The sequence below is a fragment of the Sulfitobacter noctilucicola genome (assembly GCF_000622385.1).
GTDB classification, from domain to species: domain Bacteria; phylum Pseudomonadota; class Alphaproteobacteria; order Rhodobacterales; family Rhodobacteraceae; genus Sulfitobacter; species Sulfitobacter noctilucicola.
The window spans coordinates 65,993-89,966 of sequence record NZ_JASD01000002.1; the positions used below are offsets into that span (position 1 = coordinate 65,993).

A 23,974-nucleotide genomic window follows, 5' to 3' on the forward strand; every position below is an offset into this window, starting at 1 on the left:
GTCATTGATGGCGATACAATGGAAACAGTCATGAACATATCATTTGCCCCCATCAAAAGCGGTACTTTGCTGCACAGATCATTGATGTTGCTGGCTTTGGTTGGTTTCTTCGCGCTTGGATGGCCGCTGATGGCGCTGGCGCAAATCACGGATGAAAAACGTGTGGCGCTGATCATCGGAAATTCGGATTACGACCTGATTTCACGCCTTGATAACCCCGGTAACGACGCCAGCGACATGACTGTCGCCCTCGAAGGGTTGGGGTTTGAAGTCTATCTGGGTCTGGATGTCACAGCCGATGAAATGTCAGGCCTTGCTGCAAAGTTCGCTACTGCAATCGAAACTGCTGATGTTGCACTGTTCTACTACGCTGGGCACGGCTTTCAGGTGGGCGGGCAGAACTATCTGGTTCCGACAGATGCAAAGATCGAACAGGCGGCAGATGTCACCGAGCAGACCATCAAGCTCAATGATATTCTGAACCAGATGGAGCAGGCCCCCGGCATCAAGTTTGTGTTTCTCGATGCCTGTCGCAACGATCCGTTCGAAGGTACGCTTGCCTCTGTTTCCGAAGGATTGGCGCGTGTCGGCAACGCGGCTGACTTTATGATCTCTTTCGCCACGCAGCCCGATAACGTGGCCTATGATGGCACGGGCCGGAACAGTTTCTTTACCGAGGCCCTGCTCAGCTATATTTACACACCGGGTCTGGATATTTCGGATTTGATGATTTCGGTTCGCAAGGATGTTCTGGCGGCAACGGGCGGACGGCAGATCCCTTGGGAAAATTCGTCGCTGACACGTCAATTCCGTTTTGACCCGCGCCCCGATACGATCTCGGCCGAGACTTTGCTGTGGCAAGTTGCAGCCAACGCCGGCGATCCGCAACTGATGCAGCTTTATGCAGAGCGGTATCCGCAAGGCAAACACACTCAGGAAGTCATGGCATTTCTTGACCCTGCCCTTGCCGGTGGGTCCGTCCTATCGCGCGAGTACACACCACAGGAACGCGACGCGCAGGAAGACCGTTTGTGGCAATTGGCGCGGCGTGCGCGGATGCGCCCGTTGGTCGAATTCTATCTGGAGAAATATCCCGAAGGCACACATGCGGCCGATGCCAAGCGCTTGATGAGCTCATTGCCATCAGAGGACGAAGGTGGGGCCGGACGCCTGTGTGAACGGCTGGCCACCCATCCGCGTGATGCCACGGCGACCAACGCCGGCGTTCCATTCAGCAAGCTTCAACAAAACGCCATCGCGGCCATTCAAGCCTGCCTTGCCGCTGCGGGCAGCAATCCGGACCTGCCGCATTATACGGCTCTTCTGGCGCGGTCCACGGTCGCCGCGGGTGACGTCAATCAAGCGATCCGTCTTTACCGCGAGGCCGCGACACGCGGCGATCTGCGGGCAATGGTGAGCCTTGGGTTGATGACAGAATCCGGTCGCGGCGTTCCCGCCTCACAGACAGAGGCGCTCAGGCTTTATCAGCGTGCTGCCGATCTTGGTAGTGCGGACGCCAAGATCAATCTGGCCGTCGCGATGTTCGAAGGTGCGGGTCTTGAGAAAAACGACGAGAAAGCTGTGCAGCTTTTGAAAGAAGCGGCTGATCTTGGATCGGCCCTCGCGACCTACAACCTCGGTGTGCTGACAAGTGACGGGACAACCGGCAAGCCCGAAGAGGCGCTGGATTACTTCAAGCGCGCCATCACTGCCGGTGAAACCCGAGCATATCTGGCCAGCGCAATTCTGCTGGACGAAGGGCGCATCGCACCTCGTGATCCGGATGCCGCCGCGAATATGTTACTGCGCGGTGCCGCAGAAGACGCCGGGCAAAGCATCCGGCAGATGACAGAGGCCACATCAGACTGGTCGCGTGATACAATCTCGGCTGTTCAGGAACGCCTGAAAGCCGCTGGATACTACACCAGTGTCGTCGACGGGCGCAGCGGACCGAACTTTGCTGCCGCCCTTGATGCATGGCGCAACGGTGGGTTCGTCGCGGATGTGTTGGTTGAATAGCCTTGTGCGCTCACCGTCCAACAGGGGACCGTTGTGAAAGGGACTACCATGAACCATGAAACACCACTGTCCCGCCGCCGCCTGCGCACATGGCTGAGATTGCTGCGCGTCACCCGTGCGACTGAAAACCGCCTGCGCGAATACCTGCGGCTGACGCATGAAACCACCCTCCCCCGCTTTGATGTGATGGCGGCACTATATAATAGTGAAGAGCCGATGATGATGTCGGAGCTCAGCAAACGGCTGCTCGTGTCGAACGGGAATGCCTCGACGGTTGTGAACCGGTTGGAGAAAGACGGCCTTGTTGAACGGCAGGCCCAAGAGAAAGACCGTCGCGTGGTGAAGGTATCGCTCACAGACGCGGGACGGGCTACGTTTCAGGCGCAAGCCGTGGGGCACGAGAAGATGGTTAACGATATCTTTGAGACCTTGGGGCATGAAGAAATCGACATGATCCGTGATCTGCTGCGCCGCGCCGAAGACCGCAAAGCGCAGAGCAAATAAGCTGCCCTGGCACATTTACTTTAAGCTCAAACAATTTTACGCTTACCCGATCAATCGCCCAACGGGAGCTATATGATGACACGGGAAAACCACCGCGAGAACGTCGCTGGCCGCGCCAATGTCGAAGATACGCCCGAACTGCTTGCTTATTATGACGAACTTGATGGCTTCAACACTGGTGCACTGTGGACTGTTGCCAACAAGATCGAACCATGGGAGCCGAAATCGGCCTCCGTCCCGGTGCTGTGGCGCTACGCTGATTTGCGGGACAAAGTGCTGCGCTCCGTTGACTTGGTAACGCCTGAAAAGGCAGGCCGGCGTGTGATCTATTTCAACAACCCCGGCCGAACGGATGTATCGGCGGCAGTGGGGTGGATCTATGGCGGTCTGCAAGTGATGAATCCCGGTGAGAAAGCGACCGCGCACCGGCATTCCGCCTCTGCGATCCGTTTTATCATGGAAGGCAGCGGTGCTTATACGGTTGTCGATGGTCATAAGATGACACTGGGGCGCAATGACTTTGTTCTGACCCCCAACGGCACGTGGCACGAACACGCCGTCGAAGAAACCGGAACGCCATGCATCTGGCAGGACGGCCTCGATATCCCATTCGTAAACGCGATGGAGGCAAACTTTTTCGAGGTGCATCCAGACCTGAGCGAGCCTGTTGCATATCCTGTCGATGATATGACCAAGACTTGGGGCAACGCGGGTCTGACCCCCGGTGGGGGTGCATGGGATAAAGGCTATTCGCCGATGTTCAAATACGAATGGGATCGCACCTATGACGCGCTGAACGCCTACGCTGATGCTTCCGATCCCTCGCCCTTTGATGGCACGCTGATGGAATACGTGAACCCCACGACCAACGGCCCCGTGATGAAAACACTTGGTGCCAGCATGCAGCGCCTCGCCCCCGGTGAAGCGACCAAAGCGCACCGGCATACCGGAAGCTACCTCTATCAAGTGGCCAAAGGCTCGGGCCACTCCATCATCAACGGGCAACGGTTCGACTGGGCAGAACGCGACATATTTTGCGTGCCCTCATGGGCGTGGCACGAACATGCAAATGCCTCTGCCAGCGACGATGCCGTGCTCTTTTGCCTCAATGACTTGCCGGTGATCCGCGCCCTTGGCCTCTACCGTGAGGAAGCGCTGGGTGAAAACGGCGGCCAACAACCAACCTAAGACAGGACAGATATGAAACTCGTCACCTATAAAGCCCACGTCGAAGCCCCCGCCCGGCTGGGTGTCATCGAAGACGGCATTGTTGTGGATGTTGCAGGCTTTGGCGAAGCGGTGGGCCTTGATCTGCCGGACCGTATGCTCGACTTTATCGATCTGGGGCCGGTTGCCGTGCGCCAGTTGCGTAACGCTTTGCATACTGCGGATGGTGACTGGGGCAATGCGCTCGCCCTGCCGGTTGAAACAGTCAAACTGCTGGCCCCTATCCCGCGCCCGCGCAAAAACATCTTCGGCATCGGCCTGAACTACCTTGATCACATCACCGAAAGCGCCAAGGCGCTTGATACCGATGACGCACTGCCCAAAGAACCTGTCGTCTTTTCGAAACCGCCCACCGCTGTTGTCGGGCCCGGCGATCCGGTACGCCATGACGCCAGTATGACCCAGCAACTCGATTGGGAAGTAGAACTGGCCGTCATTATCGGCACCACTGCCAGCCAGACCAAGCGTGAAAACGCCCTTGCACATGTCTTCGGATATTCCGTCATGATCGACATCTCGGCGCGCGACAACCGCCGCGCGGGACAGTGGATTTTCTCGAAGGGCATGGACAGCTACGCACCTTTCGGGCCGTGCATCGTGACCGCAGACGAAATCCCCGATCCGCAGCAGCTTGATCTGTGGCTGACTGTCAACGGTGTGGAAAAACAGCGCTCGAACACCGCCAAGATGCTGTTCAAGGTTGATGAGCTGATATCGGATGTCAGCCGCGGCATCACGCTGGAGCCGGGCGATATCATCGCATCCGGCACCCCCGAAGGTGTCGGCGCGGGGCGTGATCCGCAAGAATGGCTCTGGCCGGGCGATGTAATGGAAGCGCATGTCGAAGGCATTGGCACGATCCGCCATCCCGTCATCAACGCGACCGAGTTCAAATGAACGCAGGCACCATCAATCCCCGGATTGACCACGACTTCAATGCCCGCGAAAGCGTGGCATCTTTCGACGATGAATTCGGCAAGCTGACGGTGCTAAGCGACAAGGCGATGGCAGACCTCCCTCGCGAAGCGGATATTGTGTTCGACCGCGAAAGCGGCTCAAAACTGGACCTTTACGGCATTGCGCCGGGCAGACCGGTATTCTTGTGGATACACGGGGGCTATTGGCGGCTTGGCACCAAAGAAGGCAATGCCTTTGCCGCACCCGGTTTGGTGGATCACGGCATCGCTGTTGCTGTCATGGACTATTCGCTCGCACCTGCGGTGAGCCTTGAACAGATCGTGCACGAGGTTCGCGCCGCTGTTAGTTGGTTACACCGCAAGGGTAATCTCTACGGGCTCGACGCCCGTCGTATCCATGTTGGCGGATCATCTGCTGGCGGGCACCTGACCGGCGCTGTCATCGCAGACGGGTGGCGGTCGGACTACGGCCTGCCCGAAGATGTGATCGGCACGGCCTTGGCGCTCAGCGGGATATATGATCTGGAGCCGCTTCTTCACACGCAGGTCAACACGTGGATGAATATGAACATGGGGACTGTCGCGGCGCTCTCTCCGATCCGGCATATCCCTCAAGCAAGCGAAACCGATTTGATACTTTCGGTCGGGGGGCAGGAGCGCGACGGCTTTTTGCGCGAAACTGCGGCTTACCACGATGCCTGCGCGGCCAAGGCGATGCAGGTTCAGACCATCGCGATGCCCAAGTACAATCACTTCGATATCACAGGCACACTGTCCGACCCCGCCTCAGAACTGGTTGAGGCAACCGCGCGCTCTATCCAGAAAGTCACCTGAATGCGGTTCGACCTTGATCCCGCCACGCCGCAGCTCAGCTACAAACTGCTGGCGGCTTGCGTGACGCCGCGCCCGATCGCCTGGGTGTCGACCCTTTCGACAGGTGGCATAATCAATGCCGCACCCTATAGCTTTTTCAATGCCATGGGGCACACACCGCCCACGGTTGCCATCGGCATTCTGGCGGACCCCGAAAAGGGATGGAAGGACACCGCCCGCAATATCCTTGATACCGGCGAATTCGTCGTCAATCTGGTGACGGAAGAGATGGGCGAGGCGATGAACCTGACGTGCATGAATGCCCCGTCCGAGGTGAGTGAGATGCCGATCGCCGGTCTGCAATCCGCGCCGTCGACGCATATCAAACCTCCTCGCATCGCCGGTGCGCCGGTGTCATTCGAATGCACGACCCACACCGTCGTGACCACCAGCCCACAACAAGCCATCGTTATCGGACAGGTGCAGGCCATTCACGTCGCGGATCAGTTCGTTCTGGATGCTGAGAAATGCTACATCGACGCGCCTGCCATGAACCTTATCGGGCGCACGCATGGGTCGGGTTGGTACACACGCACGACGGACCAATTTCAAATGACCCGACCTGATTATGATGAATGGGCGGCCGCAAACGACACCGAAGAATAACCCTTCTTCAAGCTGCGTCTTTCACGATCCGCATCTCGATAAGCTGACGCAGGTCATCCGGCCACGGCGTTGATTTGCCGTGCGCGTCGGTCAGAACCAACGTAGACGTTGCCAGAAAACGCCGCTCCCCCTCGCAGGTGGCTTCGGTCGTGATCCCCAGACTGGATCTGCCGATACGGGTGCAAATAAGCGCCAGTTCAAGGTGATCCCCATGCCGGCTTGGTGCAGTGAACTGCACCGAAATCTCTGCTGTCGGCACACCCCCATCTTCGTGCAGCGTCTCGAACGGGCAATTGAGGGCGTCATCAAAGAACGCCTCGACACAATCGTTAATCATCTCGAAATAACGCGGATAGAATACGATGCCTGCCGGATCGCAGTGTTTGAACTTCACCTTCTGCGGCATAACGAAACGCATTGTCTTCTCCTTGGTCAAAACGCCCCCCGGGGTTGGAATTGAGATAGCCTGCGTGTCGCTATAACAACCGCGTCAAAGCACCGCAGTTGCCTCGATTTCAAGCAAAGCTTCATCCTCGACCAGGCCTGCAACGACCACCATGGTCATCGCTGGGAAATGCCGCCCCAAAACGCGGCGATAGACTTCTCCGACTTCGCGCTGTCGCGCAACATATTCTTTCTTGTCCACCACATACCAAGTCAGCCGCACCAGATCCTCGATCTTGCCGCCCGCGGCCTCAAGCACATCGACGATGTTGCGCAGGGCTTGTTCCATCTGACCGATAAAATCATGGGTTTCGAATTTTTGCTCTGCCGTCCAGCCGATCTGCCCGCCGATAAACAACTGGTTGTCATCTGTTTTGACCCCGTTGGCATAACCTTTTGCCTTGGCCCAGCCTTCGGGCTGAATTACGTCATGTGGCATCTTACTTCCTTCTTTTTTGTGGGGCGTCACGATGCCTCACCTGTTTACACACCCAGATATCGGTCCCTGATATCACCGCTCAGCGCGTCGATTGTGCCGCTCCAGACCGACACGCCACGCTCAAGCACGACGACTTGATCTGCAATCTGGCGCAGTTCACTCAATGTTTTGTCGACCACCAGAATGGACAGATCACCCGACTTCTTGAGCGTCGATATCGCTGCCCAGATTTCCTGGCGCACCACAGGGGCAAGCCCCTCTGTCGCCTCATCAAGGATCAGCAGGCGCGGGTTCGTCATCAACGCACGCCCGATGGCAAGCATCTGCTGCTCTCCACCCGAAAGCGATCCGGCCAGTTGGTCATGCCGTTCCGCCAAACGCGGGAACAATGCATGCACCTTGTCAAAATCCCACAGACCGGGCCGCGCAGAGGCATAGAGGTTTTCGTAAACGCTCAGGTTTGTGAAACAGCGACGTCCTTCTGGCACCAGTCCCAAACCCAAGCGCGCAGCCTTGTGCGCAGGCAAGCCGCCGATGTCCTTTCCGGCAAACTCCACCGATCCTTCGCTATGCTGGAGCAGCCGGCAAATCACTTTGATCGTTGTGGATTTGCCCATGCCGTTGCGCCCCATCAGCGCCAGCACCTGCCCTTCTTCTATGGTCAGATCTACACCGAACAGCGCTTGCGAGGCGCCGTAACTTGCGGTGATTTGTTTGAGGGCCAACAGGCTCATGCCGCGTCCTCCTCACCCAGATAAGCGGTGCGCACTTCGGGATTGCTCCGAATATCTTCGACACTGCCGCTTGCGATGATCTTGCCGTAAACCAACACACTGATCCTGTCGGCGAGCGCGAAGACCGCGTCCATGTCATGCTCGACCAAAAGGATCGGTGCTTCCTGCTTTAGATCATTCAGAAAACCGGTCAGCTCTTTTGAGCCTTCCGCGCCCATGCCCGCCATTGGTTCATCCATCAAGAATGCCTTGGGCGTCAGGGTCAGCGCAACCGCCACTTCCAGCTGGCGCCGCTGTCCGTGGGACAGTTCGGCCGTCTTAGTATCTCGGGCAGCATCCAGTCCAACACGCGCCAGCGCATCTGTGGCCCGTGCCAAAAACGCGGTATCTTTCATCGCCGGCTTGAAAAATCTAAAGGCTCCACCGCTTTGACCAACCGCTCCCAGCACGACATTTTCCAGCACTGTGAAATCCATTGCCAGCGCGGATATCTGGAAGGTGCGGGCCAATCCCAAACGTGCGCGCTGCGCCACGGACAAGGCTGTCACATCGCGCCCTTCAAAGTGGACACTGCCCATGTCAGGTTTCAGTCCGCCAGCAATCTGCTTGATGAGCGTTGATTTACCAGCACCGTTCGGGCCGATCAGCGCGTGAATTTCGCCCTCACGCAGATCAAGAGATATCCCGTCGCTGGCTTTTAGCGCACCGAAACTCTTGTGAATGTCCGTCACTGTCAGAATGCTATCCGGCACGACCATGCTCCTTCTTGCTCAGCGCACCGATGATGCCGCCCTTTGCAAACAACACCACAAACAGCAAGATCGCCCCAAGATAGATGAACCAGTAATCCGACAATCCGCCCAGAAAATGCTCTAGCATGATATAGACCGCTGCTCCGACAACGGGTCCGAACAACCGTGCCACGCCACCCAGAATGATAAAGATCATAATTTCGCCCGAGATTTGCCAGCTGAACATGGTCGGGCTGACAAACCGGTTGAGGTCGGCAAAAAGCGCACCGGCAAGACCGGTAATAGCCCCTGAAATGACAAAAGCGACCAGTCGCACGCGGGGTACATTGATACCGACAGTCAGTGCGCGTTCCTCGTTCTGGTGGGCACCATTCAGGGCCAGACCGAAGGGTGACTTGTTCAAGCGGTCGACCAGAAACAGCACCGCGCACAAGATCACGAAACAGATACCGAAGAACTGGATTGGATCAAGTGTGTTCAGCCCCGGAAACTGGTTGCGCACATAGATCGACAGCCCGTCCTCACCGCCATATGCGGGCCAGCTGATGGTGAAGTAATAGAACATCTGCCCGAAAGCGAGCGTCACCATTATGAAGTAGACGCCACTGGTTCGCAGGCTTAGCGCCCCGATCAAAAGCGCCAGCAAGGCGCTGGCGATGCTTGCCACCAGCCAAATCACCGGCATTGAATTGGTCCCTTCAATCAGGAAGGGGGACTGCATAATCGGCGTATAGCTTTGCGCGTGGCTGGCAAGAATGCCCATGGCATAACCGCCCATGCCAAAAAACGCGGCGTGGCCAAAACTGACCAAACCACCCTGTCCCAGCGCGATATTCAACCCGACACCAGCCAAGGCAAATATCACAGCGCGGGTGGCAAGCGTGATGGTGAAAGGTTCATCCGTGAAAACCGCATAGACCGGGACAAGGACCAGCAAAACCAGCACGATCAGATTAAGGGTACGTTCCTGCATCATCTCAAGCTGCCCCGAAAAGGCCGGTGGGTTTGAAGATCAAAACCCCCGCCATCAGAATATAAATCAGCATGGAAGCCAGCGCAGAACCGATGGTGGTAGCGGTTGACGGTTCCATGAATGTGCCGAAAAGGACGGGCAGCAAGGTTCTGCCCAAGGTATCTGTGAGACCTACCAGAATAGCACCCGCAAGCGCCCCCTTGATTGACCCGATCCCGCCGATGACGATTACCACAAATGCAAGGATCAGCACCGGCTCGCCCATTCCCACTTCAACTGACTGGATCGCGCCGACCAAGGCACCCGACAATCCGGCAAGTGCCGCCCCCAGGGCAAACACCATCGTGTACAGAACCGAAATATCGACACCCAATGCGCCGATCATCTCCCGGTCGTTTTCACCGGCGCGGATGCGCATGCCAACGCGGGTTTTCGAGATCAGCAGGAACAATCCTACAGCCACAGCCAGACCGATACCGATGATAGTGAGCCGGTAAAGCGAATACTGGATGCCACCAGGCAGCATGATCGAGCCCTTCAGCGCGTCGGGAATATTCAAAAACAGCGGGAAAGATCCAAAGATCCAACGCGTCCCTTCGGAAAAGATCAGGATCAGCGCAAAGGTCGCCAGTACCTGATCCAGATGGTCGCGTTTATAGAGACGGCGTATCACCGTCAGCTCCACAATGGCCCCCACGATGGCCGCCGCCATCAGGCTTGCCACCAGCGCCAGAAAGAAGTTTCCGGTCCAGCCTGCAACTGATGCCGCCGCAAACGCACCGACCATGTAAAGCGAGCCATGTGCGAGGTTGATCAACCCCATCACCCCGAAGATCAGGGTCAGCCCCGCTGCCATCAGAAACAGCATTACGCCGAATTGCAGCCCGTTAAGGATCTGCTCGAACAGTAGAATTGTCGTCATCGAGCACCCCTTTCAGGTGTCCTCCGGCAACAAACGCTGCCGGAGACTGAAGTAGTGCTTAGAGCTTGCACTCTGCTGCATAGACGTCCTGACGGTCTTCCATCGCGATGCCGATGATCTTGTTGGTATAGACGTCACCGTCCTTGACCACTTCGCGCACATAGAAATCTTGAATCGGATGCTGGTTGTTGCCGAATTCAAAATCGCCGCGGGTCGATACAAAGTCAGCCGCGCGCAGTGCTTCGCGGAATGCATCGCTGTCTTTGATGTCCGCCTTGGCAGATGCAGACACGATCAGGTTGGCTGTATCAAACGCCTGTTGTGCATAGATGGACGGAATGCGTCCGTACTCTGCCTTGAAGGTTTCAACAAACGCCTTGCTGGCTTCATTATCCAGATCGGGGCTCCACTGGGCGGTGTTGTGAATACCCAAAGCCGCATCGCCGACAGCACCCACGATGGTCTGGTCAAAGCTGAAGGCGGGGCCAACAACCGGAAGGCCGATGCCGCTATCCGCATATTGCTTTAGAAATGAAATCCCCATGCCGCCGGGCAGGAAGAAAAAGATCCCGTCAGCACCGGACGCACGGATCTGTGCGATCTCGGCGGCATAGTCGGTCTGCCCCAACTGCGTGAACAACTCTCCGGCAAGCTCACCCTCATAGGTGCGTTTGAACCCTGTCAGAGCATCCGTGCCCGCAGGATAGTTCGGCGCGAGGATAAAAGGCTTTTCGAACCCGAGCTCTTTGGCGTGGGCACCGGCCGCCTCGTGCAGGCCGTCATTCTGCCATGCGACGTTGAAGTAATTCTCGTGACAGCCACGCCCCGCAAGCTGCGCAGGTCCCGCGTTGGGCGAGATATAGAATTTACCCTGTGCCGTGGTTGCAGGCGCCACAGCCAGCGCAAGGTTCGACCAAACGATACCGGTCATGATATCGACCTTCTCTGACTGCAACATCTTGTCCGCGACCTTTACGGCCACGTCCGGTTTGCGCTGATCGTCCTCTACAACCACGTCGATCCCGACATCGCCCGCCTGCTTGATGCCTAACAGGAACCCGTCGCGAATATCGACACCAAGGGCAGCACCACCGCCCGTGAGCGTTGTGATCAAACCAACCTTCAGCTTGCTGTGGCCTTCTGCCAAAGCACCGCCTGCCAGAGCGAGGGCAACAGCCGCTGTCGCGCCAAGCAAGCCGAATGATTTTCTAGTAAAACCTACTTCCATGTATCGTCTCCCAGTTGATGGGTGCGATTGGCCGCACCTCTTGGTCCATCTTGTGACGCTGTGTCGCTGAATGGAACGTCTATTTGTCAAAAACGCTACTTGAGCGGCTCTTTTATTTCAAGCTCAAATATTTTGGGCTTGAAGATAACGGATGTGAGGACCGATTTGATTCGTATGGTTCACTCCGGCGTGCGCCAAGTTGTCGCCCTGCCGAAACATCCACACCCCATATTCACATTCCAAAGATGAAAAAATATGGGGTCAACAATCTGAGAGTGCAGAGAAAAATCGGCATGTCAGTATTTTCTGACAGTTAAAGTGTCAGCGGTATATTACACTAAGTCATTGAAATTTATGTGGAATTTCTGCCTAAACTTTGTACAAATACCTGACTGTGCTATGTAACGTAGGGTTAACGGTTTACCTTTGTGTTCACAGAATTCTTGCGCTCATTGTTTGGAGGAATGATGCCGTCACTCAGCAACACCTTGTTTGATCAGGCATTTAATGATCTCAGTCGCCTTCAAACGCGATTGCCCGAAGAGGCTGTCGCCGCTCTCGCTCGCGAGGTGATTACCCGATTGGCCAAGACGGAACAGGCCTCAAAACAGGATAGCGAATCTGTGGATGCCATGAGTAACGCGCTGATCGGGCCGGACCCCAAAGCGGCCCCCCGGCTGATCGAACAGCACCTGCAAAGAGGTGCCCAGATCGAAGAGCTATACCTCGATCTGCTTGGCCCGGCTGCTCGAAAGTTGGGTGAGATGTGGGAAAGCGACGAGATCCACTTTACCACAGTCACAATTGGCACGGGCCGCATCTATGCGATCATGCGCACGCTCGCGAGCAAGCAAAAGCCCGCTTTTCTACCGGAACAGAAATCGGCAGTTTTTGCCGCCCTACCCGGAGAAGATCACACGCTAGGCGTAAGAATGGCTGCCGATCTTGCTCGCAAAGCGGGGTGGCAGGTTCAGGTCGAACTGAATCAGGATCACGACACGCTCATTGAATCGATCCAGAAAAGCGGTCACTTGCTTATCGGCTTGTCCTGCGGTGGGTTACACACGGTGCCACAACTCGCCCGTCTGGTTTTGGCACTCCGCATCAGTGTGCCAAACGCGCGGATTTTGGTAAGCGGCAATCCCGCGGCCATTCAGACAGAAGATATCAAGCTGATGCACGTCGACGCGGCTGTATCGGATTTTGACGAGGCGATGGAAGCGCTGGACGCCATGTGGGATACCCTGCTGCCGTCCGAAAAGTAAAAGGCAGCTGCGTTTCTCTCGCAACTGCCTTCCGTAATTTAACTTTTGTCAGACGCTGAGAAACTTACTCAGGTGCCGGTCCGACCGACACGATGTAAGACCAGACGTTTTTGGCATCTTCTTCGTCACCCAGTTTGAATGACATCTTTGAACGCGCTTTTTTGTCGTCGTTGTATTCGCGCAGGAATGCACGTGGATCAGCAACATAGGATACGAAGTTTCCTTCGTCCCACTCCAGACCGTTTTCGCCTGCTTCGACAAGTGAATCACCATACTTCTTGGCGAAATCTTCGTCGCTGCCGGCTACACGGGTATAGAGGCCGTAAAGGTTCGGCCCGTTCCGTCCACCTTTGACGACTACTTCACCTTCGCCATCAACGATCGAATGGCATGCCTTACACTTCTTAAAGACACCTTCGCCCGCTTCCGCGTCGCCGGTTGCGTGACCATCGGCGAACGCCGGACCAGCAACCAGAGCAAAACCAACTGCGGCAGCTTTCAACGTATTCATATTATTCTCCCGTTTTGTCTTGATCGACTGCACACGTAGCCCGTCCCGCTGAAAGAAAAAGCCTTAGGACGAAAAACTTGCGCATATGCCATCTTGTCGCACGCCTGTCGGCACTATGTCCACTAAACATTACACTTGTCGACTCGCGTACTGTCAGGCTAGGTTTACATTATGAGCACAGCGATTGATATTACACCACGACGGCTGCCCGAGCTTTCGGCAATGCTGCGCCTCATTAAACCGATAACATGGTTTCCTCCGATGTGGGCATATATGTGCGGCGTCGTTTCATCCGGCATGGCGCTGTCGGGCCAATGGCCCCTGATCCTGCTTGGGGTTCTTCTGGCCGGACCGATTGTGTGTGGCATGTCGCAGGCCGCGAATGACTGGTGCGACCGGCATGTGGACGCCATCAACGAACCCCACCGCCCGATCCCTTCGGGACGTATTCCAGGCCGCTGGGGTCTTTGGATCGCCCTCGCCATGTCTGCTTTGGCTCTTATCGTCGGCACCCAGCTTGGGTCTTGGGGATTTGGTGCCACGGTCGTGGGTGTCCTCGCCGCGTGGGCCTATTCTGCCGAACCGGTCCGCCTGAAGAAATCCGGCTGGTGGGGGCCGGGGCTTGTCGGCTTGTGCTACGAGGGATTACCGTGGATTACCGGTGCCGCAGTTCTTGCGGCAGGTGCGCCCGCATGGCAAACCATTGTCATCGCGACCCTCTACGCTTTGGGTGCACATGGCATTATGACCTTGAATGACTTCAAGGCGCTGGAGGGCGACAGGAAAACCGGCATCAACTCACTGCCGGTCACACTTGGCCCCGAACGCGCCGCGCGCGTTGCCTGCTGGGGAATGTCCGTCCCTCAGATCATTGTCATTCTGTTGCTGACCACGTGGGGCCAACCCCTGCACGCATTGGGCATTGTCGCTGTCCTCGCACTTCAATTCGCCGCCATGCGTGTGCTGCTGCGCGACCCTAAAGCGAACACGCCATGGTACAACGGTACAGGCGTTGCCCTTTATGTCAGTGGCATGATGATCGCTGCTTTTGCCCTAAGGGCATTCGCATGACCCTGTCGTGGTCACAAATCGCCCGCATGGGTCTTGTTCAAATGGCATTGGGTGCAATTGTCGTGCTCACGACGTCAACACTCAATCGCCTGATGGTTGTGGAATTCGCGCTGCCCGCTGTCTTGCCGGGTATGCTGGTCGGTTTGCACTACGGCATACAACTGTCCAGACCCCGCTGGGGGTTTCTGTCCGATACCGGCGGCAATCGCACCAAATGGATAATCGCAGGAATGTTCATTCTTGGCCTTGGCGGCTTCCTCGCTGCCTTCGGCGTCACACTTTTTGCTACCAGCTTCTGGGGTGGTCTCCTCCTATCGGTCATAGCCTATACTCTTATCGGTATCGGTGTCGGTGCCTCGGGCACATCGCTGCTTGCGCTACTCGCTACGGCAACCGCGCCCGAACGCCGTGCAGCCGCCGCTACGATCACCTGGCTGATGATGATCTTTGGCATCGCACTGACCGCAGGTATCGCGGGCAGCTTTCTCGACCCCTATTCACCCGCCCGCCTGCTGACCATTGTGGCAATCGTCGTGACGCTAGCCTGCCTGCTTACCGTCATTGCCGTGCGCGGCATCGAAGCGCGGGTCACGGTTAGACGTTCCCCCGATCCTATGCCCTTTATGCAAGGGCTTGCCGAAGTCTGGGCCGAACGCAAAGCACGTAACTTCACCATCTTCGTCTTTCTCTCGATGAATGCCTATTTCATGCAGGAACTGATACTGGAGCCGTTCGCCGGTCTCGTTTGGGACTTCACGCCCGGACAATCGACCTCACTTTCGGGTGCACAGAACGGCGGCGTCTTTCTGGGCATGCTGACTGTCGGCATTGTGGCAACCGGATTCAAACGTGGTGCCCTGCGCAGTTGGATAATCGCGGGATGCTTGGGGTCGGCCCTTTGTCTCATCGCCATATCTTCCGCAGCCTTCTCCCTGACACCACTGGTTATCGCCTTGGGCTTTTTCAACGGCATGTTTGCGGTGGCGGCCATCGGCTCGATGATGGCCCTTGCCGCCGAGGGTCGCGGACAGCGCGAAGGCACCCGCATGGGTCTATGGGGTGCCGCGCAAGCCATCGCTGCCGGTTTTGGCGGTCTGACCGGTGCCGCCGCTGTCGATATCATGCGCAGTTTTCAACCGGATGCGACCGCCTTTGGCATCGTCTTTGCCGCCGAAGCCGCGCTGTTCATCGCTGCCGCTTTCATGGCCTTGCACATCATGGATACCAAACGCAGCAACACCGCTGCCCTCGTTCCCGGAGAATAATTATGTCGGACACAACTTATGACGTTGTTGTTGTTGGTGGCGGCCCGTCGGGTGCAACGGCAGCAGCTGACCTTGCCACGCGCGGCTATGCTGTAGCGCTTCTGGACCGCGATGGCCGGATCAAACCCTGCGGCGGTGCAGTGCCGCCGCGTATGATCCAGGACTACGATATTCCCGATACGCAGATCGTCGCCCGCATCAGAACCGCCCGCATGATCTCCCCCACCGGTCGCCACGTCGATATCCCGATCGAAAATGGATATGTCGGCATGGTCGACCGCGAAAACTTTGACGAATATCTGCGCGTCCGTGCCGCCCAAAGCGGAGCCACGCGCCTGACCGGCACCTATACCAAAATAACCCGCGACGCGCAGGGCACCCATGTGCACTACCGTGACAAGACAAGCGGAGAGACACTTTCGCTCTGCTGTCGCATGGTGATTGGTGCCGATGGTGCCCGTTCAAAGATTGCGGCGGCAGAAGTCCCCGGTGGCGAGAAGATCCCTTATGTCATCGCCTATCACGAGATCATCGAAGCGCCTGAAGCGACAACCGAAAACTACAATCCCCTGCGCTGCGATGTGATCTATGACGGCAGGATCAGTCCGGACTTTTACGGCTGGGTTTTTCCCCACGGCAAATCCGCAAGCGTGGGCATGGGCACCTGCGTTGATGGTGTCGACCTGAAAAAAGCCACGGCAGATCTGCGCGAAGCCTCGGGCCTTGCGGCGTGCAAAACCATCCGGCGCGAAGGTGCGCCCATTCCACTCAAACCGCTGGACCGCTGGGACAACGGCAAAGACGTGATCCTGACCGGTGATGCGGCGGGCGTCGTGGCACCGTCCTCCGGCGAAGGGATTTATTACGCAATGGCCTGCGGCACCGCGGTCGCACTTGCCACAGCCCGCCATCTGCGCACCGGTATGGCAAAGGACCTGAAACTCGCGCGCAAGATGTTCATGGGCGAACACGGTCAGGTCTTCAAAGTTCTCGGCGCAATGCAGAACGCCTACTACAAATCGGACATGCGCCGCGAACGCTTTGTCTCGCTTTGTCATGACGTCGATGTTCAAACCCTGACGTTCGAGGCCTATATGAACAAAAGGCTGGTCAAGGCGCGGCCCATGGCGCACCTCAAAATCGGCATCAAGAACCTTGCGCATCTGTCAGGGCTTGTGTCAGAAAACCACGTCTGAGGAACGGCAATGGACGGCGGGATGATCCCCACTGACATCATGATCCCTGCATGGGTCGACGGCGCGCTGACGCCTGTTGAAAAGCTTGCCGCACACCAGCGGGGGCTGCGGCATCTGGCCGTGTCGGTTTTCGTGATCCGCGACGGCATGATCCTGATCCAGCAACGTGCCCTTGGCAAATATCACACGCCGGGGCTGTGGGCGAATACCTGCTGCACCCATCCCGCCTGGGGCGAAGACCCACTTGCCTGTGCAGACCGGCGCCTGAACGAAGAGCTTGGGATCACCGGTCTTGCATTATCCCACCGCGGGCAAGTCGAATACCGCGCCGATGTCGGCAACGGTCTAACCGAACACGAGGTGGTCGAAGTCTACCTTGCCGACGCGCCATCAGACATGCCGCTGGTGCCGAACCCGGATGAAGTTATGGATACGCGTTGGATCGCGCCGGATGCCCTCGCTGCCGAGATTGCAGCCCACCCCGATGTCTTTACGCCATGGCTGCGCATCTATCTGGCACAACACGCGGATATGATCCTCGGATCACAATGATCCCCCTTCAGATCACGCGGCCTGATACCTTTGCACGGCCCATCGCCTGCAAAGCCGTTGCCGCTATATCTGTCGCAGTCAGACCGGCATCCGCGTACATCGCATCGGGCGCTGCCTGATCGATAAAGCGGTCCGGCAGGGTCATCGTGCGAATGGCAAGCGTGCCGTCCAGCAATCCTTCCTGCGCCAGATCATGCAGCACCATCGCGCCAAATCCGCCGCGTGCGCCCTGCTCCACCGTGATTAACGCGCGGTGGTTGCGGGCCAGCTTGTGCAAAAGATCGCGGTCCAGCGGCTTGGCAAAGCGCGCGTCGGCCAGGGTAACTGTAAGGCCCTCACCTTCAAGAACCTTCACTGCTTTATGGCTCTCTCCCAGATGGGCACCGAACGACAGGATCGCCACATCGGCCCCCAGCTGCAATACCCGACCTTTGCCAATCTCAAGGACCTCTCCCACCTGCGGCAGTGGAACCCCCTCGCCTTCGCCGCGCGGATAGCGAAAGGCAATCGGACCGCTATCGTGAGCAGCAGCAGTGGCGACCATATGCACTAACTCCGCTTCATCCGCTGCCGCCATCACCGTCATATTCGGCAGCGGTGACAAATACCCGATGTCAAAGGCACCCGCATGGGTTGCCCCGTCGGCACCGACAAGACCCGCGCGGTCAATCGCAAAGCGCACAGGCAGGTTTTGCAAGGCAACGTCATGTACAATCTGGTCGTAGCCGCGTTGTAGAAACGTAGAGTAGATCGCACAGAAAGGCTTCAGACCCGAAGCTGCCATACCTGCGGCAAAGGTGACGCCGTGCTGCTCGGCGATACCGACATCAAACATCCGTTTGGGGTGCGCCTTGGCAAAGATATCCATCCCCGTACCACCCGGCATCGCTGCTGTTATGCCCACAATTTTCGGATCATCCTCAGCCATCCGGCTCAGCGCATCGCCGAACACTTTTGTATAACTCGGGGCGTTTGGCCGCTTCTTGGCCTGCGTGCCAGTTGCGACTTCAAACTTGCCAACGCCGTGATACTTGTCTGCCGATTGCTCTGCCGGGGCATATCCCTTGCCCTTGACCGTGCAGCAATGGATCAGGACCGGCCCCGTCGCCCGCGCACGCGATGCACGCAGAACGGTCATCAATTGCTCCATGTCATGCCCGTTGATCGGACCAACATATTGAAAGCCTAGTTCCTCAAAAAGCGTGCTTTGTGCACCAACCGCACCTGTCACCATCTGGCGCGCCCGTCTTGCATGATCGCGCAGCGGGCCGGGCAATGCCGCCTCGAACCCTTCGGCAACCTGCTGCAGGCCGCCAAAGGGCGAGCCGTAAAGGCCGCTGAGGTATTTCGACATGGCCCCGACCGGCGGCGCGATGCTCATTTCATTGTCATTCAGGATCACGAACATCCGCCGCCCCTCGGCTCCTGCGTTGTTCATCGCTTCATAGGCCATGCCAGCGCTGATGGAGCCGTCACCGATCACGGCAATCGCATCACCTGTCGGCTGCGCCATATCACGCCCCACGGTGAATCCCAGCGCGGCAGATATCGATGTAGAGCTGTGCGCGGCACCGAACGGGTCATATTCAGACTCGCTGCGTTTGGTGAAACCGGAAAGCCCACCTTCCTGCCGCAGCGTGTGCATCCGGTCGCGGCGCCCCGTCAGCACCTTATGCGGGTAACACTGGTGGCCGACGTCCCAGACCAGCTTGTCACGAGGCGTGTCAAACACCGCATGCAGCGCAACCGTCAGTTCAACCACGCCAAGTGAAGATCCCAGATGGCCGCCAGTCTGCGCCACTGCGCCAATCACCTCGTGACGCAATTCATCCGCAAGGCTGCGCAGCTCGCTAATCGACAGGCCCTTAAGGTCACTCGGATCACGAATGCGGTCGAGCAAAGGGGTAGCGGAATGTGACATGTGCAGGCTCCTTTTGAATGCAAGGTGCCCGTTGGCCCGGGATTGAGGGAGACAGCATCGGGTACGACGTTGTCTCCCCCGGTTCCCGTAGCCAACAGGACATGTCGAGAAAGCCTCTTCTCGACGGTATCCGATAGGGTCAAGGGACATGACCAGATCGGAACGGGTGGGCAAGGCCGCGCACGGCCCTGCCAATTCTCAGGCCTGCTGGTCAGTTCCGACCGTCAGGTTGTAGGAATAGGGCGTAGGATCGTCGGCTTCCTTTGATTCCTCTGGTAGCAGCAATCCGACCGCATAAATCACCCAGATAAAGAACCCGACCACGAAGCAGAAAAGCGCAGCATATCCCGCCCCTTTCAGCATCAGCGCAAGGACATCAGCCCGAAGCCGGAAGGTGCTGTCGCCGGTGCGGAGATAGTCGTTGTTGTCCGTCATAGTCTCTCTCCTATCAATCAAGCGGCGCGTAGCCGTGCTCTTGTGCCCAGACAAACCAGTTGTCCACGACCGTGCCGGTCAGCAAAATTCCGATGCCGCCTGTAAGCGTTGTCAGAACCGCAAACCACCAAGCCCAGCGGTGAATGCCTTCCATCGTGGCGTTGAACCCCATGGTCCATCTCCAGAACAGGGCCGCACGCTCGGATGCTGTGCCGCGGTCCACGATCTGTTCGATCTCACGCTCACCGCCATAACGGCTGACCGCGAGGATCGTCGCGCCATGCATCGCAAACAGCAGTGCAGAGCCATAAAGGAATACAATGCTCAACGCGTGGAACGGGTTGTAGAACAGGTTGCCGTAGGTCAACGAGAACAGGTTGGTCCAGTCAAGGTGCGGGAAAATCCCGTAGGGCACCGCATGTGACCAGCTGCCCATGAGGATCGGACGGAACAGGCCCAGTACAAGGAACAACCAGATGGCAGAGGCAAAGGCCCAAGCAACATGTTTGCCCATCCCCAACTCTTCGGCACGCAGGTAGGTGCGGATCCACCAGCTGATGACCGACACCAACAAGAAGAACGAGGCAATCAGGAACCACCCGCCTTCCATCAGCGGCGGAATGCCAAGCCCGTATTCTTCGGCGGGTGGCTCCAGCGCCAGCCAGAAAAGTTCGCGCATGAACAGGGCGGGCGAATAATCTACCTGCCACCAGAAGTTCATGCCGACGATAAAGAACCACAAGAACCCCGTTGCCAGCGACACCACACCAAAGGTGCCCAGATAGATCGGGCCCAGTTGTGCGTTGCCGAACAATCCCGCCAGCGAAGAAAAGCTGGCGTTCTTGGTGCGCTCCCGGTTCAGCAGCCCGTGCGGGTCTACCCCCATTTCGGGCGGTCCCTGCACCTGGACCTGTGTGAAGATGTTCTGATATTCAGCCATTTTTCATACCCTCCTTACAGGTCAGCCCACCAGGGCAAATCAGCGTACCAATCCCACCAAGCAGACCACTGGTCGAACCAGATCGTGCCCGAGATCACGATACAGATCGCGCTCCATAGCCCCGCGTTCAGCGCCAAGAGCAATCCGAGGCGATGGATGCCGAGCGGCCCGATTGAATAGCCGATAAGATCGCGGAAATAGGTGTCTTCGTGATCAGGTGTGACGATGTTGTTTTGTTTGCCACCTGTGTTGACCGCTGACAGAACAAGCGAACCGTGCAGCGCAAGCGCCAGACAGGTCGTGAAGAAGAAAGTGATCGCGACCATATGCGCAGGATTGTAATGGAAGTTGCCGTAGGCATATCCGACGTTGTTCACCCAATCGAGGTGGCTGAAAATCCCGTAAGGGAATCCATGACCCCAGGCCCCCATCAACAAGGGGCGGATAATTACCAGCGTGACATAGGCCAGAATGGCCACGCCAAAGGCGACGGGCACATGAAACCCCATGCCAAGTTTGCGACAAATCTCGACCTCGCGCAGTGCCCAGCTGACAAAGGCCAGCGTCGCACACATGGTGATGATTTGCCACAAACCGCCTTCGGCCAGTGGTGCCATCCCCAGCCCCACCTCAAGCGAAGGGGGATTGATCGATATCAGCCATGGGTTCCAGGTATCCCCAAGGGCCGCGCCGTAGAAAATCAGTATCGTGCCGAGTGCGGCGAAAAAGAACGTCGTGACGCCAAAAAAGCCGACGTAAAAAGGCCCCACCCAGAAGTCGAACAGATCTCCGCCAACCAGCGTCCCGCCCCGGACCCGGTATTTTCTTTCGAAGCTGAGCTGTGCCATCTTCTTTCTCCTTTTGCGCTACGCAAACGCAGCACGTGAATGTGTTGGTTTGCGGCGGGCAACGGCGGTACCGTTGCCCACTGCTTTGTCGTAAAGCCGATCGCTTACTCTGCTGCTTCCGTGCCAAAGGCGCGGTTGAACCAATTCGTCTCTGGGTTCGAGAGCAGGACGAGGTGAATCATCGCTGCAAGCAGAAACAGGAAAACGCCCTGCGCCACGAAAACGCGACGTGGGTCGAAGATCAGCCAGATTTTGTAAAACTGTGCCATTTTTCAGATCTCCTCGTTTACCAAGCGAACCAAGGCAGTTTGAAATACGTCAGCAAATGGGCAACCAAAGCTACGATCGTGAAGATCATAAAGCCGCTCATATAGACCGAGTGCAGTTCCTGCGCTTGCTCGTCTGTCAAACCTGTGAAGGACAGGTCATTTTTATCAGCCATGTTTTTCTCCTTAGAAAAAGTGCCGACGCCGCGTACCCCCCGCGGCGGGGTTACAACAGGGGCTCATCCCCTGCTCTAATCCACCACCCCGGGGGGGAGTGATGAACCTCTTTCTCGGGGAGGCTCCCGAATTTCGGTTGCCTGCGCGGGGCTAGTGCGCAGGCAACGGGCTCACGCGGAAAAGATGCGTGGCGTTATGATACGGGCCTGTGACCACGCCGCCTTGACGGGGCCGCGTGCAGGCAACTCCATCCGGCGCAATGCGGTCAGGGTCCATGTCAGGCAGGTCAAAGGCAGCGTCGCTGCAAAGATCACTGCGAAATAGACGTAATACTCGCGGATAGGGGCGGCGTGTTTGGCGCGGCCACTGGATGCGACGTGGGTATCAGTTGTCATGTCAGTCATGGTTTGGCTCCTCCCGAAGCAGGTTGCAGTCCTTGCACCGTTTCCAGAACAACCCGCTCTTCCCCGGCATCAAGTGCACGCTTTTCAGCGGCATCGCGCAGGGTTTTGGCGGCGGAAATCCGTGTCAGGATCGGATGGCTTGCGACGATCTCGTCCAGCTTCGCCTGTGCATCGGCGTCCCATGGAAAATCACGTCTGAGTGGGGTCGGTGTGGCGGGCGTGGCATCCATTTCAGAAGCCAGCGGCAGGATGTGAAAGAGCGCGTCAAACAGACCGTTGCACACTTCCTGCACAATATATGTCGCCCCTGCGTAGCCCATAAACGGCGTGCCGGTTGCACGGCGAATAGCGGCACCGGGAAAGCTCGCCGGAATGAACGTAGGAGCCGGACCAAAGCCCGTTTTCATTTCGGCCAGATACATCTTTTCGTTGATGGACCCCATCAGGATCAGCGGGCGCTTTTCATGCACCATCGCACGCACCTGATCATTATCGGTCTTCTTCCCGCGCGTACGGGCGACCGCAAAAGCGCAGGGCAACCCCAGGTCATTCTCAAGAAAATTCCGGATGCCACGCGCGTAGGTCTCGTTTGCCACAATCCCGAAAGAGGCAGTGGCAAAGAAATCCTGCGTAACAGACCGCCACAAATCCCAGACAGGTTTGATCGTTGAATGCTTTTCCTGCTCGATGAAGGGTTCCGGATCGAGGTCGAGCATCTCACCCAGCGTGCGCAGAAACTTCGTCGTGCTATCGACGCCAACCGGCGCTTGCAGATAGGGCTTGCCAAGCACTTCGCACAGGCCGCGTCCGAATTCGCGGTACATGCAGATGTTTACATCCGCATTTACCAGATTGCGCATCTCGCCCACATGGCTGCCTAGCGGCATGACCATATTCACTTCTGCCCCGATCCCTTCGACCAGACGACGGATTTCGTGCAAATCGGATGGCATATTGAACGTGCCATACATCGGACCCAAAATGTTGATGCGTGGCTTGGCCCCTTCCTCGCGTTTCTTCTCGGGTGGCATCCGGCCTTTGGTCATCCCGAATTCGGTAAAGATCCATGTCATCGCCCGATCTGCGGCTTCCCACTGGTCCTCATCAATCGTGCGCGGCAGGAATCGCTGGATGTTTGTGCCCATGGGCGTGACACCGCCGCCGATCATCTCGGCAATTGACCCGGTCACAACGACTGCGGGCAGCGCAGGGTCCAGCACCTCCCAGGCGCGTTTCATCGCCTCCTCGGTGCCCGATCCCATTTCACCTTCGCCAAGTCCGGTGACAACAATCGGCAATTCGTGCGGTGGCAGCGCATCGGTATAATGCAGGACCGAAGTCACCGGTAGGTTCTCGCAACCCACCGGACCGTCGATTACACATTGCAACCCTTTGACGGCGCAGAAAGCATAGATCGCACCCCAGTATCCGCCAGCGCGGTCGTGGTCCTGCACTAGCATGACGCGACCTCCATCGGGCAGTGAT

27 protein-coding genes are annotated in these 23,974 nt (G+C 57.4%); 11 read left to right on the plus strand and 16 right to left on the minus strand.

What is annotated here, in order from left to right:
- Positions 1-30: 30 nt before the first annotated feature.
- The 6 genes from Z946_RS0100750 to Z946_RS0100775 all read left to right on the plus strand — a co-directional run bounded on the left by Z946_RS0100750 (position 31) and on the right by Z946_RS0100775 (position 6,146).
- Positions 31-2,019, plus strand: coding sequence for a caspase family protein (locus tag Z946_RS0100750; protein ID WP_025053839.1), 1,989 nt, complete (start codon positions 31-33; stop codon positions 2,017-2,019).
- A gap of 48 nt (positions 2,020-2,067) precedes the next feature.
- Entirely contained in the window at positions 2,068-2,523 is a 456-nt protein-coding gene (locus Z946_RS0100755) for a MarR family winged helix-turn-helix transcriptional regulator (RefSeq protein WP_025053840.1), read from the plus strand.
- A gap of 75 nt (positions 2,524-2,598) precedes the next feature.
- The gene (locus Z946_RS0100760; RefSeq protein ID WP_206537779.1) at positions 2,599-3,711 is read left to right on the plus strand and encodes a cupin domain-containing protein; all 1,113 of its coding nucleotides are present in this window, start codon (positions 2,599-2,601) and stop codon (positions 3,709-3,711) included.
- A gap of 12 nt (positions 3,712-3,723) precedes the next feature.
- Complete coding sequence (locus Z946_RS0100765; protein WP_025053842.1) at positions 3,724-4,647, plus strand: fumarylacetoacetate hydrolase family protein; 924 nt, start codon at positions 3,724-3,726, stop codon at positions 4,645-4,647.
- Entirely contained in the window at positions 4,644-5,501 is an 858-nt protein-coding gene (locus tag Z946_RS0100770) for an alpha/beta hydrolase (protein WP_025053843.1), read from the plus strand. Before Z946_RS0100765 ends, Z946_RS0100770 begins: the two co-directional genes overlap by 4 nt.
- Positions 5,502-6,146, plus strand: coding sequence for a flavin reductase family protein (locus Z946_RS0100775; protein WP_025053844.1), 645 nt, complete (start codon positions 5,502-5,504; stop codon positions 6,144-6,146).
- A gap of 7 nt (positions 6,147-6,153) precedes the next feature.
- Here Z946_RS0100775 and Z946_RS0100780 read toward each other — a convergent pair whose 3' ends face one another.
- The 7 genes from Z946_RS0100780 to Z946_RS0100810 form a co-directional block, all read right to left on the minus strand.
- Positions 6,154-6,564: an acyl-CoA thioesterase gene (locus tag Z946_RS0100780; RefSeq protein WP_025053845.1), complete on the minus strand. Its 411-nt coding sequence runs from the start codon at positions 6,562-6,564 to the stop codon at positions 6,154-6,156.
- 72 nt (positions 6,565-6,636) lie between these two features.
- Complete coding sequence (locus tag Z946_RS0100785; RefSeq protein ID WP_025053846.1) at positions 6,637-7,029, minus strand: RidA family protein; 393 nt, start codon at positions 7,027-7,029, stop codon at positions 6,637-6,639.
- A gap of 44 nt (positions 7,030-7,073) precedes the next feature.
- Complete coding sequence (locus tag Z946_RS0100790) at positions 7,074-7,763, minus strand: ABC transporter ATP-binding protein (protein WP_025053847.1); 690 nt, start codon at positions 7,761-7,763, stop codon at positions 7,074-7,076.
- Positions 7,760-8,515 (minus strand): ABC transporter ATP-binding protein, encoded by a 756-nt coding sequence (locus tag Z946_RS0100795; RefSeq protein ID WP_025053848.1) that lies wholly within the window; start codon positions 8,513-8,515, stop codon positions 7,760-7,762. Before Z946_RS0100795 ends, Z946_RS0100790 begins: the two co-directional genes overlap by 4 nt.
- The gene (locus Z946_RS0100800) at positions 8,505-9,491 is read right to left on the minus strand and encodes a branched-chain amino acid ABC transporter permease (protein WP_025053849.1); all 987 of its coding nucleotides are present in this window, start codon (positions 9,489-9,491) and stop codon (positions 8,505-8,507) included. Before Z946_RS0100800 ends, Z946_RS0100795 begins: the two co-directional genes overlap by 11 nt.
- 1 nt (position 9,492) lies before the next feature.
- Positions 9,493-10,410: a branched-chain amino acid ABC transporter permease gene (locus tag Z946_RS0100805; protein WP_025053850.1), complete on the minus strand. Its 918-nt coding sequence runs from the start codon at positions 10,408-10,410 to the stop codon at positions 9,493-9,495.
- Between the two features lie 58 nt (positions 10,411-10,468).
- The gene (locus Z946_RS0100810) at positions 10,469-11,638 is read right to left on the minus strand and encodes an ABC transporter substrate-binding protein (RefSeq protein ID WP_052836046.1); all 1,170 of its coding nucleotides are present in this window, start codon (positions 11,636-11,638) and stop codon (positions 10,469-10,471) included.
- Between the two features lie 467 nt (positions 11,639-12,105).
- Between Z946_RS0100810 and Z946_RS20935 the strand changes: the two genes are divergently transcribed.
- On the plus strand, positions 12,106-12,903 hold the full coding sequence (locus tag Z946_RS20935) for a cobalamin B12-binding domain-containing protein (RefSeq protein ID WP_160170257.1): 798 nt from the start codon (positions 12,106-12,108) through the stop codon (positions 12,901-12,903).
- 64 nt (positions 12,904-12,967) lie between these two features.
- Here the strand turns inward: Z946_RS20935 and Z946_RS0100820 are convergent, their stop codons facing one another.
- Positions 12,968-13,414, minus strand: a complete 447-nt coding sequence (locus Z946_RS0100820; protein ID WP_025053853.1) for a c-type cytochrome — start codon at positions 13,412-13,414, stop codon at positions 12,968-12,970.
- 171 nt (positions 13,415-13,585) lie between these two features.
- On the opposite strand from Z946_RS0100820, the gene chlG reads away from it, so the two are divergent.
- Genes chlG through idi form a run of 4 tightly spaced genes read left to right on the plus strand, consistent with a single transcriptional unit; the run spans position 13,586 to position 17,498 of the window.
- Complete coding sequence (gene chlG, locus Z946_RS0100825) at positions 13,586-14,485, plus strand: chlorophyll synthase ChlG (RefSeq protein WP_025053854.1); 900 nt, start codon at positions 13,586-13,588, stop codon at positions 14,483-14,485.
- Positions 14,482-15,750: a BCD family MFS transporter gene (locus Z946_RS0100830; RefSeq protein WP_025053855.1), complete on the plus strand. Its 1,269-nt coding sequence runs from the start codon at positions 14,482-14,484 to the stop codon at positions 15,748-15,750. Before chlG ends, Z946_RS0100830 begins: the two co-directional genes overlap by 4 nt.
- A 2-nt stretch (positions 15,751-15,752) precedes the next feature.
- Complete coding sequence (locus tag Z946_RS0100835) at positions 15,753-16,946, plus strand: geranylgeranyl diphosphate reductase (RefSeq protein ID WP_025053856.1); 1,194 nt, start codon at positions 15,753-15,755, stop codon at positions 16,944-16,946.
- A 21-nt stretch (positions 16,947-16,967) separates the two neighbouring features.
- Positions 16,968-17,498 carry an isopentenyl-diphosphate Delta-isomerase gene (idi, locus tag Z946_RS0100840; RefSeq protein WP_241461280.1) on the plus strand — a complete coding sequence of 177 codons (531 nt, stop codon included), beginning with the start codon at positions 16,968-16,970 and terminating at the stop codon, positions 17,496-17,498.
- 7 nt (positions 17,499-17,505) lie between these two features.
- Here the strand turns inward: idi and dxs are convergent, their stop codons facing one another.
- The 8 genes from dxs to bchZ form a co-directional block, all read right to left on the minus strand.
- Positions 17,506-19,419, minus strand: a complete 1,914-nt coding sequence (gene dxs / locus Z946_RS0100845; protein ID WP_025053858.1) for a 1-deoxy-D-xylulose-5-phosphate synthase — start codon at positions 19,417-19,419, stop codon at positions 17,506-17,508.
- Between the two features lie 198 nt (positions 19,420-19,617).
- Positions 19,618-19,854: an RC-LH1 core complex protein PufX gene (gene pufX, locus Z946_RS0100850; RefSeq protein WP_025053859.1), complete on the minus strand. Its 237-nt coding sequence runs from the start codon at positions 19,852-19,854 to the stop codon at positions 19,618-19,620.
- 13 nt (positions 19,855-19,867) lie between these two features.
- A complete protein-coding gene (pufM, locus tag Z946_RS0100855) occupies positions 19,868-20,794 on the minus strand; it encodes a photosynthetic reaction center subunit M (protein WP_025053860.1) in 927 nt (308 codons plus the stop codon).
- Between the two features lie 14 nt (positions 20,795-20,808).
- Positions 20,809-21,642, minus strand: coding sequence for a photosynthetic reaction center subunit L (gene pufL / locus Z946_RS0100860; RefSeq protein ID WP_025053861.1), 834 nt, complete (start codon positions 21,640-21,642; stop codon positions 20,809-20,811).
- 104 nt (positions 21,643-21,746) lie between these two features.
- Positions 21,747-21,911: a light-harvesting antenna LH1, alpha subunit gene (gene pufA, locus Z946_RS0100865; RefSeq protein WP_025053862.1), complete on the minus strand. Its 165-nt coding sequence runs from the start codon at positions 21,909-21,911 to the stop codon at positions 21,747-21,749.
- Between the two features lie 17 nt (positions 21,912-21,928).
- On the minus strand, positions 21,929-22,084 hold the full coding sequence (gene pufB, locus Z946_RS0100870) for a light-harvesting antenna LH1, beta subunit (RefSeq protein WP_025053863.1): 156 nt from the start codon (positions 22,082-22,084) through the stop codon (positions 21,929-21,931).
- A gap of 171 nt (positions 22,085-22,255) precedes the next feature.
- The gene (gene pufQ, locus Z946_RS0100875) at positions 22,256-22,489 is read right to left on the minus strand and encodes a cytochrome PufQ (RefSeq protein ID WP_025053864.1); all 234 of its coding nucleotides are present in this window, start codon (positions 22,487-22,489) and stop codon (positions 22,256-22,258) included.
- Entirely contained in the window at positions 22,486-23,949 is a 1,464-nt protein-coding gene (gene bchZ, locus Z946_RS0100880; RefSeq protein WP_025053865.1) for a chlorophyllide a reductase subunit Z, read from the minus strand. The genes pufQ and bchZ overlap by 4 nt, the downstream gene beginning before the upstream one ends.
- Positions 23,950-23,974 lie beyond the last annotated feature (25 nt).

Coding starts and splice junctions, on each gene's coding strand:
- Z946_RS0100760 (WP_206537779.1), top strand. CDS start 2,599: ATGACACGGGAAAACCACCGCGAGAACGTCGCTGGCCGCGCCAATGTC.
- pufQ (WP_025053864.1), bottom strand. CDS start 22,489: ATGACTGACATGACAACTGATACCCACGTCGCATCCAGTGGCCGCGCC.
- idi (WP_241461280.1), top strand. CDS start 16,968: ATGATCCCCACTGACATCATGATCCCTGCATGGGTCGACGGCGCGCTG.
- Z946_RS0100790 (WP_025053847.1), bottom strand. CDS start 7,763: ATGAGCCTGTTGGCCCTCAAACAAATCACCGCAAGTTACGGCGCCTCG.
- bchZ (WP_025053865.1), bottom strand. CDS start 23,949: ATGCTAGTGCAGGACCACGACCGCGCTGGCGGATACTGGGGTGCGATC.
- pufM (WP_025053860.1), bottom strand. CDS start 20,794: ATGGCTGAATATCAGAACATCTTCACACAGGTCCAGGTGCAGGGACCG.
- Z946_RS0100780 (WP_025053845.1), bottom strand. CDS start 6,564: ATGCGTTTCGTTATGCCGCAGAAGGTGAAGTTCAAACACTGCGATCCG.
- Z946_RS0100785 (WP_025053846.1), bottom strand. CDS start 7,029: ATGCCACATGACGTAATTCAGCCCGAAGGCTGGGCCAAGGCAAAAGGT.
- Z946_RS0100830 (WP_025053855.1), top strand. CDS start 14,482: ATGACCCTGTCGTGGTCACAAATCGCCCGCATGGGTCTTGTTCAAATG.
- Z946_RS0100810 (WP_052836046.1), bottom strand. CDS start 11,638: ATGGAAGTAGGTTTTACTAGAAAATCATTCGGCTTGCTTGGCGCGACA.
- pufB (WP_025053863.1), bottom strand. CDS start 22,084: ATGGCTGATAAAAATGACCTGTCCTTCACAGGTTTGACAGACGAGCAA.
- pufA (WP_025053862.1), bottom strand. CDS start 21,911: ATGGCACAGTTTTACAAAATCTGGCTGATCTTCGACCCACGTCGCGTT.
- chlG (WP_025053854.1), top strand. CDS start 13,586: ATGAGCACAGCGATTGATATTACACCACGACGGCTGCCCGAGCTTTCG.
- Z946_RS0100835 (WP_025053856.1), top strand. CDS start 15,753: ATGTCGGACACAACTTATGACGTTGTTGTTGTTGGTGGCGGCCCGTCG.
- Z946_RS0100765 (WP_025053842.1), top strand. CDS start 3,724: ATGAAACTCGTCACCTATAAAGCCCACGTCGAAGCCCCCGCCCGGCTG.
- Z946_RS0100800 (WP_025053849.1), bottom strand. CDS start 9,491: ATGATGCAGGAACGTACCCTTAATCTGATCGTGCTGGTTTTGCTGGTC.
- Z946_RS20935 (WP_160170257.1), top strand. CDS start 12,106: ATGCCGTCACTCAGCAACACCTTGTTTGATCAGGCATTTAATGATCTC.
- Z946_RS0100805 (WP_025053850.1), bottom strand. CDS start 10,410: ATGACGACAATTCTACTGTTCGAGCAGATCCTTAACGGGCTGCAATTC.
- pufL (WP_025053861.1), bottom strand. CDS start 21,642: ATGGCACAGCTCAGCTTCGAAAGAAAATACCGGGTCCGGGGCGGGACG.
- Z946_RS0100750 (WP_025053839.1), top strand. CDS start 31: ATGAACATATCATTTGCCCCCATCAAAAGCGGTACTTTGCTGCACAGA.
- Z946_RS0100775 (WP_025053844.1), top strand. CDS start 5,502: ATGCGGTTCGACCTTGATCCCGCCACGCCGCAGCTCAGCTACAAACTG.
- pufX (WP_025053859.1), bottom strand. CDS start 19,854: ATGACGGACAACAACGACTATCTCCGCACCGGCGACAGCACCTTCCGG.
- Z946_RS0100755 (WP_025053840.1), top strand. CDS start 2,068: ATGAACCATGAAACACCACTGTCCCGCCGCCGCCTGCGCACATGGCTG.
- Z946_RS0100820 (WP_025053853.1), bottom strand. CDS start 13,414: ATGAATACGTTGAAAGCTGCCGCAGTTGGTTTTGCTCTGGTTGCTGGT.
- Z946_RS0100770 (WP_025053843.1), top strand. CDS start 4,644: ATGAACGCAGGCACCATCAATCCCCGGATTGACCACGACTTCAATGCC.
- dxs (WP_025053858.1), bottom strand. CDS start 19,419: ATGTCACATTCCGCTACCCCTTTGCTCGACCGCATTCGTGATCCGAGT.